Annotated in this window: 12 protein-coding genes and 1 pseudogene; 10 read left to right on the plus strand and 3 right to left on the minus strand. The window is 35.0% G+C overall.

All coding sequences use genetic code 11. The annotated features are described in order from the left end of the window. Nucleotides 1-1,800 precede the first annotated feature (1,800 nt). The gene (locus UP17_RS01630; RefSeq protein WP_061461215.1) at nt 1,801-2,940 is read right to left on the minus strand and encodes an FtsW/RodA/SpoVE family cell cycle protein; all 1,140 of its coding nucleotides are present in this window, start codon (nt 2,938-2,940) and stop codon (nt 1,801-1,803) included. 729 nt (nt 2,941-3,669) lie between these two features. Between UP17_RS01630 and UP17_RS01635 the strand changes: the two genes are divergently transcribed. From UP17_RS01635 to UP17_RS01670, 8 genes are all read left to right on the plus strand, one after another. Next, a complete protein-coding gene (locus UP17_RS01635) occupies nt 3,670-3,909 on the plus strand; it encodes a hypothetical protein (protein ID WP_061461216.1) in 240 nt (79 codons plus the stop codon). A gap of 82 nt (nt 3,910-3,991) precedes the next feature. Next, nucleotides 3,992-6,223, plus strand: a complete 2,232-nt coding sequence (locus UP17_RS01640) for a transglycosylase domain-containing protein (protein WP_061461217.1) — start codon at nt 3,992-3,994, stop codon at nt 6,221-6,223. Between the two features lie 422 nt (nt 6,224-6,645). Then, entirely contained in the window at nt 6,646-7,293 is a 648-nt protein-coding gene (gene catA / locus UP17_RS01645; protein ID WP_061461218.1) for a type A chloramphenicol O-acetyltransferase, read from the plus strand. Between the two features lie 156 nt (nt 7,294-7,449). Further along, nucleotides 7,450-7,950: a GNAT family N-acetyltransferase gene (locus UP17_RS01650; protein WP_061461219.1), complete on the plus strand. Its 501-nt coding sequence runs from the start codon at nt 7,450-7,452 to the stop codon at nt 7,948-7,950. A 253-nt stretch (nt 7,951-8,203) separates the two neighbouring features. Next, nucleotides 8,204-8,713, plus strand: a complete 510-nt coding sequence (locus tag UP17_RS01655; protein ID WP_061461220.1) for a YfiT family bacillithiol transferase — start codon at nt 8,204-8,206, stop codon at nt 8,711-8,713. Nucleotides 8,714-9,399: 686 nt separating this feature from the next. After that, nucleotides 9,400-9,852, plus strand: coding sequence for a tetratricopeptide repeat protein (locus UP17_RS01660; RefSeq protein WP_061461221.1), 453 nt, complete (start codon nt 9,400-9,402; stop codon nt 9,850-9,852). A 247-nt stretch (nt 9,853-10,099) separates the two neighbouring features. Further along, nucleotides 10,100-10,708 (plus strand): hypothetical protein, encoded by a 609-nt coding sequence (locus UP17_RS01665; RefSeq protein ID WP_061461222.1) that lies wholly within the window; start codon nt 10,100-10,102, stop codon nt 10,706-10,708. A 13-nt stretch (nt 10,709-10,721) separates the two neighbouring features. Then, entirely contained in the window at nt 10,722-10,982 is a 261-nt protein-coding gene (locus UP17_RS01670; protein ID WP_061461223.1) for a MerR family transcriptional regulator, read from the plus strand. Nucleotides 10,983-11,424: 442 nt separating this feature from the next. On the opposite strand, the gene UP17_RS01675 is transcribed toward UP17_RS01670, so the two are convergent. Continuing rightward, the gene (locus UP17_RS01675) at nt 11,425-12,699 is read right to left on the minus strand and encodes an IS110 family RNA-guided transposase (RefSeq protein WP_061461224.1); all 1,275 of its coding nucleotides are present in this window, start codon (nt 12,697-12,699) and stop codon (nt 11,425-11,427) included. A 301-nt stretch (nt 12,700-13,000) separates the two neighbouring features. Here UP17_RS01675 and UP17_RS25920 point away from each other — a divergent pair. Beyond that, nucleotides 13,001-13,276: pseudogene (locus UP17_RS25920) on the plus strand (GyrI-like domain-containing protein); the annotation flags it as partial. A 943-nt stretch (nt 13,277-14,219) separates the two neighbouring features. Here the strand turns inward: UP17_RS25920 and UP17_RS01685 are convergent. Continuing rightward, nucleotides 14,220-14,891: a helix-turn-helix transcriptional regulator gene (locus UP17_RS01685; protein WP_208857038.1), complete on the minus strand. Its 672-nt coding sequence runs from the start codon at nt 14,889-14,891 to the stop codon at nt 14,220-14,222. 162 nt (nt 14,892-15,053) lie between these two features. On the opposite strand from UP17_RS01685, the gene UP17_RS01690 reads away from it, so the two are divergent. Further along, on the plus strand, nt 15,054-15,440 hold the full coding sequence (locus UP17_RS01690; RefSeq protein ID WP_061461227.1) for a RidA family protein: 387 nt from the start codon (nt 15,054-15,056) through the stop codon (nt 15,438-15,440). Nucleotides 15,441-15,681: the final 241 nt, after the last annotated feature.

Consider the following 15,681-nt stretch of genomic DNA (forward strand, 5'->3'; position numbering starts at 1 on the left):
TAGTGTTCCTCAAGAAAGGGGCTGATCGGTTCTTTTGTGTGTTTCGTATCGCTGGGCGATATAACATACAAATAAATCCACAGAACCTTCATCTTTAATAGAAAGGGAGGTCCAATATACGATAGGATATACATCCGAATGAATGAGCAGCCTCTTCCAAGGAAGTGGCATAAGAAATAGAGAGGCAAAATCCACTGTTCGAAGGTATGTTTAAAACTTAGAGCGAAATGGATAGGAGCCGTTAAGATGGCGATTGGCATATCTTCGTTCAATCCGGCATCGAAACGCTTATAGCGTTACGCGATACGAGCAACCCTCTAAACGATAGAGCTAAAGACTCTTCTCTTGGATCAAGAAATAGAAAGATTAGAAGGAACCAATGAAACAGAGATAGCGATACCCGATACATATGAAAATATATTTGACCCATGTTCTCATTCAATTAAAAGGGATCTTAATGTTTTTAACCAATGAACTCGCTCGCAGCTACGCGTGAAATGAACCTCTAACTGACAAACGATATGTCACAGCATAAATCTGAACAACAAAAAAACATTATGGAAGCAAATCAAAAGTGGAAATTCCTTTGTTCCAACTATTCGGTATCACCATTTTCAAATTTCAACAATTTCCCGAGAAATATCTACAAATTCTGAGTTGATATCGACAAAATTAGGCTTTTAAAAGAGATAGCGATACCCGATACATATGAAAATATATTTAACCCATGTTCTTATTCAATTAAAAGAGATCTTATTGTTATTAACCAATGAACTCGCAGCTACGCGTAAAATGAACCTCTAACTGACAAACGATAACGATATGTCACAGCTTAAAACTGAACAACAAAAAACCCATTACGAAACATTACTGCAATAAGAAAAAGGTTTCATTCCCTTTTTTTATCACCTATACGATTTTCAAGTATAAATTTTCGACTATTTAAACCTAAGGCAACCAAATCAAAAGTGGAAATTCCTTTGTTCCAACTATTCGGAATAACCATTTTCAAATTTCAACAATTTCCCGAGAAATATCTACAAATTCTGAGTTGATATCGACAAAATTAGAAGCTTCTAAAGGCGATTTGTTTTTGCTGATAAAAAAGTAGAATTTGCATAACCATTACTTACCAGATAGTTTGTAATTGCTCCATTATGGAACACAAAAAATGATCAACTTATATAAAAGAATAATCCAATTAAATAGTATAAGGGCATGTTTTGATTAATCTTTTTTCAAAACATGCCCTTTCTATTTATTCATTTATCAGGTTTCTTGGATTAATTTGATCAAACTTTGTTTCAGAGCTACACTTTTATAAATTAGCAAAGATTTCCTTGCCTTAGTTATAATAGATGGAAGTAGAAAAAAGGTGGATATTATATGAAATTATCAATACTTGTAGCCCCTTTTTGCATAAAAAAGAGCTGCCTTAAAGATAGCTCCAATCTTCAGCTAACGCACCCGTTTAGTTGATTAAGAATGTTTTACTCTCGCCTAACGGCAGTTAAATAAGACTCCAGAGTTCGCTGGCGTAGAGCATGTCAGCAATCATACTTACCGAAAACGTGTGGCTATTGGTTTTACAAGGTCATGAAGGCTATTGCCATGTTGCAACGAATCCTTCATCATTCGCATCTATCCGTTACCCTGCGCTATATTGGGATTACAGAAGAAGAAACCGACAATGTATTAAAGTCATTTAGTGTCTTTAATAATTCATAACAAATAAATGGCCTCTTTTTAGTAGGTTTCTTTTGATAACTTCACTTTTTTAAAAAATATTGTTATTTCAAATTAGCCAAACATAAATGCTCTTTTTCGATAGCTTATTGAAAAAATTAATCCTATTGCTAACATATTCCCCATTAATGAGCTGCCTCCGTAACTTATAAAAGGTAAGGGTATCCCTGTTATAGGTAGTAAACCTATGTTCATTCCAATATTCTCGAAAATATGGAAAAAAATCATTGAAACCACACCTACACATAGGTAAGATTCAAAACTATTTTTGACATCTAACGCTAACTTCACCATGCCCGAAATAAGGAAGAAATAAATTGTTATTAAAATACTAGATCCTAGGAAACCATATTTAGAAGCAATAACGCTAAATATAAAATCTGTGTGTGCTTCAGGAACGTATACCCCGCTTCCTTTATAACCAGAAACTCCACCTGATCCTATGGCAAGCAAGGCTTTGATTAAGTTAAAGCCCTCTCCTGATTTATAAGATTCTGGATCAATCCAAGCATAAATCCTTCCTAATTGAAATATTTTTATCCCCATTAAACGGAGAATTTCAGGGTGAAGAAAAACTAAGTACAAAATTCCACTCACAATTGATCCTCCAATAATAAAAATACCACCAATTATTCTCCATGATATTCCTGAAACAAATAATATCCCTATAAAAATACACATTAATACTAAAGATGTACCTAAATCTGGTTGTTTCATAATTAAAAGTATTGGAAGAAGTGTTGCAGCCCCCATCTTAATTAATAGAAAAAAATCCGTTTTCAAAGTTTTGTCTTCATATTTATTATGATGTTTTTGTATTAAGTAACTTAAACAAATTATTAAAGATATTTTAGTAAACTCAGCTGGCTGAAGAGACCCAATCCCAGGAATTTGAAACCAACTTTTGGCTCCATTTATTTCTCGTGCTATTGACTCAGGCGACAAAATTAATGCAATTAATAGAAATAAACTAAGCGAGTAAAAAAACCAATTCAAGCGAAATATTTGTTCAGAATCCAAATACATAACTCCTAAAATCATACCGCAACCTATAAAATACCAAGTTACTTGTCTAAATAAAAAATCCCCTTCGTATTGACCAAATTCTTGAGCAGTGTGAATAGCTATACAACTAGTTATAAATAGCAAAAGTAAAAGTGTAACTAGGTTGTAATCAAACTTTGAATTTTTCATATTTTTCCCCTTGTAAAATATTTACTCATGTTATAATTTAACTCTATTTTACTAAAAATGTAAATTCATTAGTGCCATAAGACGGGTTGAAAATCCAGCTCTCTTTTAAGTCGCTCTTGAGAAATATTATTCAGCTAAGAAAAGTAAAAAAATAAAAATCCAACCCTGAAAAGCTTCAAGGATGGATTCAGACAAACACCAAGTCTCTTGGATAATTCTTATTATGGTCTATAGATAGGAATGTTATCCAGGTTATTACGTAAAACGAACATAATATATAGAAAAAGAGATTGTGCTTATAAATGGGAAAAATCCAGCTGCCATAATTGGTGGCTTTTTTAATGACTAAAGTGCAGATTTGGTCTTTATATAGAAGGGGGAATCGAGGATTAAATGTCTTTGCCCCCTTATTACTAAGGTTCCTTTCGAATTAATATAAATGGACTGAAAAAAATGAAATTTGCACGCTTTGATCTTTTAGGCTGTATCTATGGTATTCATGAAATATTTATAGATGGTACACAAAGGTATTTTTCAAAAATAGTAGGAATGTTATCCATCATTTTATCAACATGGGTATTTGCATGTATAACGTCTTTGAAAGACAAAGCTGGTCGATAATTGTGCATTCTTATTCAGTATAGAAATTTTAAGACTATTCGCTTCAAATAAGTAGACGTGTTTCCCTACTTAAGACAATCAGAAGTGGTTCTCGAAAGGGGATTTAATTTGAAGAAATTTATTGTTTGTTATACCTTGGAAAATGATATTAAACGAGAAAAAATAATAAAAGGGCCAGATGTAAAGAAGGAAGACGTTCTACAAGATGTATTAGATAAGATAGTACGAAGTAATTACTTTATTGCGAAAACCGACCAAGGAGAGTATAGGATAAATTCTTCCTTAATACGTTATATACAGGTTTTGCATGAAATGCATTGTTTTAAATACCATACTGATCATCAATGACTAGTGAGTAAATAAAAGGTTATTTCTTTGCATAGTTTTCTTCAATTTTGTTGAGTAACCTTGAATATGGGAGAGAAGATTAATGTCAGAAACGTATCGTTCTCGTCAGGAACGAAAACAAGTGGAAAAAACAAAACAAGATCAAAAAAAAGGTAAGAGCTCCCCTAAAAGAAGTTCTTTCTTGAAAAAAGTTTTACTTTGGTGCTTACTGTTGGGTGTTGTTTCAATTGGAATAGGGGCAGTTACGGTTGCAGCAATGATTAAGGATGCACCTAAAATAGATGCTTCAAAACTAGTCGATCCGCTTTCTACCAAATTATACGATAAAAACGGGAATTTCCTTTACGAATATGGTAAAGAAAAACGGACAAAAATTAAGTATTTTCAAGTTCCAAAAATGTTGGAACATGCTTTCATTGCCACGGAGGATGCACATTTTTATGAACACAATGGCATTGATATAAAAGGAACTGCTAGAGCAATCTTCAAGAACCTAAAAGGGGATTTCGGATCTCAAGGCGGAAGTACGATTACACAGCAGGTCATTAAAAACTCCTTTTTGTCACCTCAGAAAACAATAAAGCGAAAGGTACAGGAATGGAGCTTGGCCTATCAGCTTGAGCAAAAGTATTCCAAACATCAAATCTTAATGATGTATTTTAATAAGATCTACCTTGGAGACGGGGCATATGGTGTAGCAGCTGCCGCCGAAAATTACTACGGAATCGATGCCGATCATCTAAATAAACTAACGCTTCCAGAGGTCGCTATGCTGGCGGGGCTCCCACAGAGTCCAAGTTATTATGATCCCACTGAACCCGAACATGTGAAAGCTGCAACAAATCGTCGTAATATTGTTTTAGAAGCTATGTATAAACAAGGGTATATTACGAAAAAGCAATTGGAGGATGCAAAGAAGGTTCCAGTTACATCAGGACTTGTTCCAAAAACGAAAAAGCAGGGAATGCCGTACGAGGCGTTTTTGGACGCTGTTGTAAAAGAAGTTGAAGGAAAGCTGAAAAATGTAGATATCAGTTCGGATGGATTATCTATTTATACGACGCTAGATCCAAAAGCTCAGACCTTTGCGGACAAAATAATGAACACCGATACGATTATTTCTTATCCAAATGAAAATTTTCAAGGAGCCTTCGTATTTTTAGATACAAAAACAGGAGAAGTACGAGCTATTGGAAGCGGTCGAAACCAATATAAAGCTTCCTTCCGGGGCAACAACTTTGCGGTTGATATTAAACGTCAACCAGGATCTACTTTCAAGCCAGTCTTTGATTATGGTCCGGCTATTGAAAATTCAAAATGGTCTACAGCACACCAAATTAATGATCATGAGATAACCTACTCAAATGGTCAATCTATTTCTAACTGGGATCATCAATATCACGGAAAGTTGTCGATTAGAACAGCACTTCAATGGTCATACAATATTCCAGCACTCCTTACCCTTCAAGAAGTAGGGATGGATAAAGCACAAAACTTTGCAGAAAATCTGGGTATTACTTTTAATAATAATAAGGTGTACGAATCATATGCGATTGGAAGTAATACGGTTAATCCATTAGAGTTGGCAGGGGCATATAGTGCTTTTGGAAATAACGGTGAATACAATACACCACATTTTGTTCGTAAAGTTGTTTATCCTGATGGCAGAGTTGTTAATTTAACTCAAAAGCCAAAACGTGTTATGCATGATCACACAGCTTATTTGGTGACGGATATGTTACGGACAGTCGTAAAATCTGGTACAGGAAAAACAGCAAATGTCCTTGGACTAGATGTGGCTGGAAAAACTGGCACAACCAATTTTGACAGTAAAACCAGAGCACAATATGGATATCCAGCCGGTTCGGTAAATGATAGTTGGTTCGCTGGTTATACACCGCAATACACTATGGCGGTTTGGACTGGATATACTAAAAATGGTCCAGGTAATTATATGGATGGAAATACAACTAAAATCTCGCACCAAATGTTTAAGGCGATGCTGGAAGCGTTTGGAACAGACAAAAGTAGCTTCCAGCAGCCTAGTGATGTATACCGGGTGAATAATGAACTGTTCATTAAAGGTGCAAATCCTGAAGAAGCTCCACAAGTTATAAAAAATAATAAAAATAAACAATTTGATATTGGTGGAAATAAAGAGGATAAAAAACATAAACAAGAGGAAGGAAAGCATAAACAACAAGAGGAAAAGAAACACAAACAAGAGGAAGAAAAGCATAAACACCAAGAGGAGAAACACAAACAAGGGGAAGAGAAGCATAAACACCAAGAGGAAAAGAAACACAAGCAATAAAGATTTTTAGGATGGGATCGCATTTGTTCCATCCTTTTTTATGATACACATAAGAGAATGTGATGGTTTCTACTTAAACTATAAGGTGCTTTACTTCAATAAGGGAGTTGCTTTGAAGTGACCCAAAAAGTTAGACACTTTATTTAATTAGGCAGCCTTGAGGGCATGAACCCGGTAATCTACCGGGCTCATGCCTCAGTTTGTCGACAAAAGGGGTTCGGAATGTATTATTTCCGAACCCCTTTTGATATTCTGTGAGGAGCGAGGCAGTTAGTGGAAGAAAGTAATATCTGTAAATTGATTTTAGTCGGAATACTTGATAATGTGGTGGTGTAAATTAGTTTACAAAAGGATGATTGTCATGAAAAAAGCAGAGGAAATAGCCTCCTAAATCAAATAAAACATATTAGGAGGCGTTGTATATGAAATTCAATATAATTGATCGTGAAAATTGGTATCGAAAAGAGTATTTCGAACACTATTTACAACAACAAACAACGTTCAGTATAACGAATGAAATTAATATTACTGTTCTTATGAAGAACTTAAAGAAGAAGAATTATAAGTTATATCCTGCGTTTATTTTTATGGTTACAAATATAGTTAATTCCCATCGAGAATTTAAAACCAGTTTTAACCCAGAAGGGAATTTAGGTTATTGGTCAGAAATTTTGCCTTCTTATACAATCTTTGATAAGAAGACATACACATTTTCTAGCATATGGTCACCAAATGTAAGTAGGTTTTCTGAATTTCATTCTCAGTATGAAAAAGATGTAGAAGAATACAATGGTACGGGTAGTTTATTTCCAAAGACTCCTGTACCAGATAATAATATTCCCATATCTATGATCCCTTGGAATTCTTTTACAGCATTTAATTTAAATATTAATAATGGTGGAGATTTTCTCTTACCCATTATAACTGGGGGTAAATATTCACAAATAAAAGATGAATGGTTCTTACCTGTCTCGTTACAAATTCATCATGCTGTTTGTGATGGTTATCATGCAAGTGTTTTTATGAATGACTTACAAAGGTTTGCTGATGAAAGTGCAGACTGGCTCTAATTATTCATTGGGAAAATATCTAAAAGGGGAACTGTGAAAGCAGTTCCTTTTTTTATAGAATTACAACCAAAGTTTGTTAATAAATGTACTTAAACTATCGGGGCAGGATAGTTCATTAAGATGTATAATATTGGATATATTTAAGGGGGGATTTTGATGTTAATCAGAGAGGTAAAACCTGAGGATGCTGAAAGTTTCGATTGGCTAATGAAGCAAGTTGAAACTGAGGCTGATTTTATGCTTATGGAACCAGGAGAAAGAAAAGGTTCTCCTGAACAACAACGTAAATGGTTGGAACGAATGGACAAAGAGAATAATTCAACTGTACTTGTTGCAGAACAAGAAGGTGGACAGCTAGTAGGATATTTAGCAGTGATTGGCGGAGATAAAAGAAGAACCAAACACTCATCCTATCTAGTTATAGGTATTTTAAAAGAATACACAGGGCGTGGTATAGGAACAAAACTATTTCAAAGGTTAGAAGAATGGGCAATAATTCATAACATCTTACGGTTAGAGCTTACAGTCGTCACTCAAAATGAAGCAGGAGTATCTCTATATAAGAAAATGGGGTTTGAGGTAGAAGGAATAAAAAGAAACTCACTAGTGATAGATGGCAATCTTTTTGACCAGTATTTTATGTCCAAGTTATCATAAGGTCTTGTTAAAATAACAGGTGCGTTAGTTGTATAAGAATTAAGTGATATTATGAGTGAGGTCAGATTTTAGTTATTCAATTAAAGGGCGCTATTCTGAAACAAGGGTAAGCGCCTATTTTTCATTATAGGGCCATTTAATTGAATAAGCTTTTGAATTACGATGCAGTTTGTTGAAGTGATATAATTAAATAAAATTAAACGTTAATACCGAAATATAATGAAATAAAGAATAAGGAAAAGGGGGATTGAAAATGGATGTAAGATACCCAATTGGGAAACTACAAGTTCCTGAAAAAGTAACATTAGAAAATTTTCAAGAATGGCTAAAGGAAATTGAAACTTACACGATTCGATTAAGAGAAACTGTCGACTCATTAAGTGATGAGGAATTAAGCAGAACTTATCGTGAAGGTAGCTGGACAGTTCGTCAACTTGTTCATCACATTGCAGATTCTCAGTTGAACATGTATCAACGTTTGAAGCTGGCTTTAACAGATGAGAACCCAACAGTACCAGCTTTTGATGAAGAAAAGTGGGCTATTCAACCGGATACAAAGCTTCCTGTAGAAAGTTCTATTAAAATGTTAGAAGGTATAAATGAGCGCATCGTATCTTTAGGATATAGTTTAACTGAAGAGCAATTAGATCGAGCTTTTACTCACCAGATAAACGGTATAATAACAGTTGCTACAAAAGTTGCAAAATTAGCTTGGCACGAAGAGCATCATTTAGCCCAGATAAAAATCGCATTATCAAAATAATACAATATGTATAAAAGTGGCTTATCGAACCTCGATAAGCCATTTTTAAAATTAAAATAAGGAATAATTACAGAAGTTTTATTCAACTATCGGGGCAGGTTACATTCCTGTAGTTCGTTATTTTTCAGCTTTGAAAAAAATAGGGCTCCTCAGTAAGATATGAGTAAGACATCATCTAACTCAAAACCTTAGAAGGAACCTTAATATGAATTTTAAAATGCAAGACAAACAAAATCAACTAATAGAAAGAATTTCCGGTACTGGACAGGTTACACTTAGTTGGAAAATAAAAATAAGGCCATGTAGAAGCATACACAATAAGTGAGGAGAATCTACTACACCAAAAAGGGGGATTGAAAGTGGATATATTACTCTGATAACTCTTGGTTTCATCATAATCGGATTTGTTGTTCTCTCTTATATAAAAAGAAATATGGATAGTAAGCAAAGTTCAACTATCCAATCCATAGTTTGGTGGATAGTGGGAACCACAGTTTTTGGGGGAGCGAGTATAATACTTATTGTGTGGTGGTTTAGTAAAATTTAGTGAGTTTTTGGCAATGGTTTTGGAGAGAAGTAGTTCATTTTTGTGAAGTAATGTACTTAAACTAACGGGTGCTTTTACTTCAATAAAGGAGGTTTTATAACCACAATAGAACGGTCAACCATCTTAGGGGGAAAAATACTTGATAGCATTACCATTACTTCTAATTTATATCGTATATAGAATTTATAAATCCAAAAGACCTTTAACAAAGTTTGGACATTTCTATGACAAATCTTTTTATCTTGAAGAAAAAAAGGAATATGAAAAAGCCCTTGATCTAAGAAAACAAGCATTAGAATTAGATACACTTACTAATCTGGAACGTGCGGAATTAAATTTAGCTAACGCCAGAATGTATTTAAGGTTAGAACAATATAAAAAGGCAACCGATTACTTTGATATATCATTTGAACTAGCAAAAGAAGAAAAGTTTCCGTACTCTAAGGGGTTTGACGAGGTAGTTGAAGCTTATTTGCAGGCAAATCGCAAAAAAGATGCCATTGAATTAGTAAACAAGATGTTAGAAAGACAAAGCTACGATAAGAAATTCAAAAAATTACAATCCATAAAAGAAAAACTAAAATCAGTTTAAAAGACTACCATATTTATTCCTAATTCAATTAGGGAGGAGCTAAGGGAGCCTTTTTCTTATGGAACTATCGGGGCAGGATAGTTCCATAAGAAATAACCAAATTCAAGTGATCCCCTCCGATGGAATGGGGATTTTTTAGACTTTTTATTTCTAATGGTAGATATGTGGGAATTTATGTAATATACTTGTTCTAAGTAGTATGTAGTAAGTAGTAAGTGTTGTGGAAAATTGAAAGGTGGATGAAGTAATGAGGGATATAGTTATAGGAGAAGAATTTATCACTCTGAGTGAAGGCAGAAAAATCAGGTTTTCCTTTATTGGTCGTAAAAGGATTATACAAATGTACGCCGTTGGTGGTATGTTTTTTGACCTCTTAATTAATAATCTGATTGCATTTGATGAAAAAAATAAAATTATTGTTACTGATGAAAGTTATAATTCGAATAATGAAGCGTTAAAGCAATTACTGATACTGATTAACAGTAAACAGCCGATGACCTTTAAACGCTGGATGCGTTATTTAAGTATTCCTTCAAAAAACAGAAGGGATCTTTATACAAAACTTTTAGCAAAATCTGATAACAGTGAAGCTGCTCAAGAACGAATAGTTCAAAGGATTAGAGCAGAACTACTCGAACCTGAACAAGTAACAGTAGAAATTATTACACTTTCTTTACTTTTAAAATCAAGCAAATTACTCAATCAATATTTTTCTTCTTATGAGGTGAAGCAATTAGAGAATAGAATAAAAGAACTAAAACAGAATGACCATAAAAGATGGAAAGATATCAAAAATATCAATAAAGAAATAGAGTTTATGGATGCTATTATTTTAACATCTGCTGTAGTGATATAAAAGGAGACAGACTATGGGACGAAGACGTTCATATGAAGATATATTAAATTCGGATTTTGTTAGCATAAGCGAATTAGTCCGTTTAACAGATATCCGATATAGCACTATTAAGTTTTATACAGAAGAAGGAATGCTACCATTTGAACAAGAGGACATACGTTTGACAAGACGTTATCCAAGAATTGTTGCATCTGAGCGTTTAGAGGAAATCAAAGAATTAAAAAAGAAAGGTTTAACGATTCTAGAAATAAAAAAAGAACTGAAAAATAAATAAGTACAAAGAATACTCTCAATATTTAATGATAAATTGTTCTCCCTTAATGAACTCCCTCAGTTTAATAGATAATACTCACGAATACTCGCTTATTCGCAGGATTTCATACCACATGGTATAGGTTGCTTTAGATAAACGAAAGAGATAGGACCGTTTTGATAAGATTAGGGCAGATTGAAATAGGGGATCTATTAAAAATCCCATATTATTACATATGCTGTACGCATTTTCCACGCTGCCCCTGGAGGCTTTCCCTCCCATGTCTCAACGGGTCATAATCATATGCCCTTTCATTCCTTCGTCACACCTATCCAGGGGGTGGAGGCCGGTTTTGCTAACGGAACGGGTCATTGCCCTTTTGTTCATTACATCCAGTACTTCGTGCTTTCTTTGAAATCCTACGAATAAGCCAACTTTCGTTAATAACAATGTGAATGTAAATTTACGCTGCTAGTTGTTCAAGAGGGAAGACCATTTCCGGTTTATAGGCAGAGCCATTACGAGCAATCCCTACTAGAACACGGGCAAGTTTTCCACATAGTTTCATGATGGATTTCATTTTCTTAATCTTCTTCACTTTAACATTGTTCGAGTGTAGGGCTTTAAACTCAGGGTTATTCATCACCAGACTCATGGTCGCAAGGAAAAGGTAACGCCGCAGGCGTGATCTTCCACGTTTGGAAAGAACAATTTGGCCTTTCCACTTCCCAGAGCTTGCTTCAGCTAGATGCAATCCTGCATGACGAAGGAGCGCATTCCCGTGAGCGAACCCACTTAGATCTCCAGCTTCTCCTAAGATGCCCGCTAGTGAAATCTCACTGATTCCTTTAATGGCAAGTAATTGCTTAACGAATGGAATCTGTTCCAAGACGTTTGTGACTTCTTGCGTCACTCTTTCGAGTTGGGATGAAGCGAGATCATATTCCTCTAATAACTGTCCCAAGTGAAGTCTATACGCATCAAGGGCTTGTTTCGTACCAATTGAACGCTTGGCCAACGCAAGCAGGGAATGGGCTTTTTTATGCCCGGAATGTCGCTTCATACATGATTTCCACCCGGTTACGATATCTTGAGGCTGTAAGGAACATAATTCAGCTGGGGTAGGAAAGAGGCGTAGGCTTGCGATTGCCCCTTTACATGATACGTCTTTAAACACTTCCCGGAACTCGGGAAAGACAACATCCACCCAGCGATTAATTTGGTTGATGGAGCTAACAAGACGCTTAACGATCACATCTCGGTTAGCCATAAGGACACGAAGTTTTTCAAATGACTCTGAAGTGGAACGAACGAAGGCATAGTAGCCATTCTTCACCATATCAGCGATGACAAGGGCATCTTTTTTATCACTTTTGGATTGCGTATTATCACGATTTTCTTTGTTTCTTTTGACATGGTGAGGATTGACCGTGACAACATCCATGTTTTGTTTGACTAGCCACTTTGAAAGGTTTATCCAATAATGACCGGTAGGTTCCATTCCGACTATCGTGGTGTCTAAGTTTTTCAAGTGTTTTAGTTCCTTTATCCAGTTTAGTAAGCTAGTAAAACCCTCTTCGTTATTTTGAAAAGACAAAGGTTTTCCGACCACAATGCCCCGATAGTTTACTGCACGGGCCACGTGTACGTGTTGGGCAATATCCACACCAACAACTAGATGTTGATCCGTAATTCTCTCAATTAGTTGATTTTGTTTGTTTTGCATTTTAACATTCATAGTAGGGCTTCCTCCTTAAGGTTTTGAGTTAGATTGGTCTCTATACTCATATCTTACTGAGGGGCTTTATTTTTTTCAAACCTGATATTTAACGATCTACAGGAATGCTAACGGGTGCGTTAGCTGAAGATCGGTGCTGTCTTTAAGGTAGCTTTTTCTTTATGGAACTATCGGGGCAAAGAAAATTAAAAATTGGGGATAATACCTTTAATATTGTTAAAGGAGAGATGCCCAATGAAAACTAAATTGTCTATTTTAATCTTAACTATGCTTATGTTAATAACTGTTAATGGAGTAAAAAGGGGAGCTTGATCATAATATCGACGCAGCAACAACGAGGGAGTGCCCAGATAACCTAACACAGCTTGAAGTTGATGCATCTACATGGGCGGTATTCGAAGCAGTCGGCCCCTTTCCTGAAACACTGCAAAATGTATGGGGACGTATCTATTCTGAATGGTTCCCATCCTCTAACTATGAACAAATAGATGGGCCGGAAATCCTTTGGAATGAAAATAAAGATTTAACCTCACCAACATTTAGAAGTGAAATATGGATCCCCGTTATGAAAAAGTAAGGATGGGCGAAAGATTTATCCGAAGAGCTGTCTTAAGGCAGCTTTTTCGTGCGCCCGGAATGGGTGCAATCTATAGGGTGAAAGTCCGAACCATGAAGGCAGTAGTAGTGGTTAGCTTAATGCAAGGGTGTCCACGGTGACGTAGAATCTGAAGGAAGCAAGCGGCAAACCTCCGGTCTGAGGAACACGAACTTCATATAAGGCTAGGTATCATTGGATGAGTTTGCGAAACAAAACAAAGTCCTTACTGCCGAAGGTGGTACAGAGTAAATAAGCAGATAGATGGAGGGGAAGATTGCACTCTTACCCGGGGAGGTCTGGTTTAGTTCATGTAAGGGATCTCTAAAAATAATCAAACTATTCTATAAAAACTGTATACTAAATCACAAGAAATGAATCCACTTTGATCAATCTTTTTTTCAAAATGGGTTCTTTTTATTTACGCTAATACGCTAATATTGGGTTCAGGAGAACCTTTTAATAATGGGGAAATCAGTAATGATTGAAGAGTTATAACCCTGAGTGGGCCGTTTATAGGTTGTTTTTTGATAATGTAGGATTTTTTCTTATTAAGCAATCGGGCCAGATTGTACAACAAAACTAGATTTTTAGACGACTTTATTGCTAAAGTATCCTTTATAAAAAAATTTAACAACTCATTTACTCCCATCTAATAAGGACGGGGGTATGTATGTTTGAAGTATTAAAATTAAATAACTTATTGTAATCTTGACATTTCCATATTGCGGGTACTAACAGCGAAGCTGTCACTACCCGCAATATAGGAAGTATGAATATGGGAGGGGAGTAATTTAGAAAATGTACTTCAACCGATAGATGGAGAAATCCCGATATAAATGAAACAGGTTCATAAATAATTCACAACATACCGCAAAGTGAATCTCCGAATCTTTTAGGTTTTCCCTAAACAGGTCCAGACAGATTATTTGATTTTATTTAAATATCTATAAATAGTGGCTTCGGATACGTCTAAATATTTGGCTACCTCGCTTACGCCGCCTTTAAGTAAAAATGCTCCCTTTTCATTCAGTATTTTGACCACTTCTATTTTTTCTTGCGATGACATCCGTTCAGGTGGAATGTCATACTCTGCTAAAACCCCTTTAATAAGAGATAAAAGAAGTTCCTCAATATTTTCTTCGAAATTCTCAAAAAGATGTGTATCAAAGGTAGGCTTTGATGACTCTATAGGATCATTTTTGGGTTTGTCAATCATGATGAATTGATCCAAAATGTTGCGAGCGTTTATAACATCGGAAATATCCATGTTAACACAAATCATGCCAATGATTTTGTTCATTTCATCTTTAATAAAATAGCTCGAAGAACGGAGCGTCTTATTCTTTTTTGATCTACTTTTATAATTGCAGATATAATCTCGATCTTTATAACTTTCATCTTTTAATATTTTCAAAGCAAGATCCGTAATGGGACTATTAATCTTTCTTTCACTAACATGTCCATTCACTATTTCAATAATGGAATGATCAGGGTTTGTTACATCGTGTAAAACAACCTCACAATTTTCCCCCATTATGTTAGCAATAAAGTGCACCATTGGAATATACTGTTTCAGCTTTTCTACATTTGTCACTACCATCACTCATCGCACCTTCAATTTCCATTTGTTAATTTTAGTTTAACAAATATTATTAAAATTTCAACTTTACTAAAAATTTAGTTGTTGTAATAATAATTATACATTATAATAAAATAAAATCATCATAATAATTTTTTATTACAGGAGGCAATTACGATGAAAAACGCTATTTCAACGAACAATGCACCAAGTGCCATTGGACCTTATTCTCAAGCAGTAAAAATGGGAGACTTTCTTTTTGTTTCTGGACAACTTCCGATTAACCCAAGTACAAATGAAATGCCGGAATCCGTTGCAGAACAAACGAAGCAATCATTAGAAAATGTAAAAGCCATTCTAGAAGCTGCTGGAAGTGATTTACAACATGTCTTAAAAACAACTGTATTTTTAAAAGATATGAATACGTTTACGAAAATGAATGAAGTATATCAATCGTACTTTACTGAAAATTATCCGGCTAGAAGTGCAGTAGAGGTTGCTCGCTTACCAAAAGAGGCTTTAGTGGAGATCGAAGTCATTGCATGTGTACCAAATAATAAGTAGTAGTACATTCAAATAATCCTATTGAAATATGATCGCGCAGGGGGGGGGAAACCGTTTTATTTAACCATTTGTGTAAGCCTTTTCAATCTATTTTTCTACTTAAAGGGGTCTCGCCAAGATTTCGGAAATTTTGTACGCTAAGCGAATTTCAGCAATGATTTTGCTGTTTTTATGTACGTTAAGCCCTTCCCAAAAACGGTATCAGTCCAGATTATTGAAACTTTGTTTTGGTATTGAGTTT

It is taken from the genome of Peribacillus simplex, from assembly GCF_001578185.1.
GTDB classification, from domain to species: domain Bacteria; phylum Bacillota; class Bacilli; order Bacillales; family DSM-1321; genus Peribacillus; species Peribacillus simplex_A.

Coding starts and splice junctions, on each gene's coding strand:
- UP17_RS01630 (WP_061461215.1), bottom strand. CDS start 2,940: ATGAAAAATTCAAAGTTTGATTACAACCTAGTTACACTTTTACTTTTG.
- UP17_RS01640 (WP_061461217.1), top strand. CDS start 3,992: ATGTCAGAAACGTATCGTTCTCGTCAGGAACGAAAACAAGTGGAAAAA.
- catA (WP_061461218.1), top strand. CDS start 6,646: ATGAAATTCAATATAATTGATCGTGAAAATTGGTATCGAAAAGAGTAT.
- UP17_RS01650 (WP_061461219.1), top strand. CDS start 7,450: ATGTTAATCAGAGAGGTAAAACCTGAGGATGCTGAAAGTTTCGATTGG.
- UP17_RS01655 (WP_061461220.1), top strand. CDS start 8,204: ATGGATGTAAGATACCCAATTGGGAAACTACAAGTTCCTGAAAAAGTA.
- UP17_RS01665 (WP_061461222.1), top strand. CDS start 10,100: ATGAGGGATATAGTTATAGGAGAAGAATTTATCACTCTGAGTGAAGGC.
- UP17_RS01670 (WP_061461223.1), top strand. CDS start 10,722: ATGGGACGAAGACGTTCATATGAAGATATATTAAATTCGGATTTTGTT.
- UP17_RS01675 (WP_061461224.1), bottom strand. CDS start 12,699: ATGAATGTTAAAATGCAAAACAAACAAAATCAACTAATTGAGAGAATT.
- UP17_RS01690 (WP_061461227.1), top strand. CDS start 15,054: ATGAAAAACGCTATTTCAACGAACAATGCACCAAGTGCCATTGGACCT.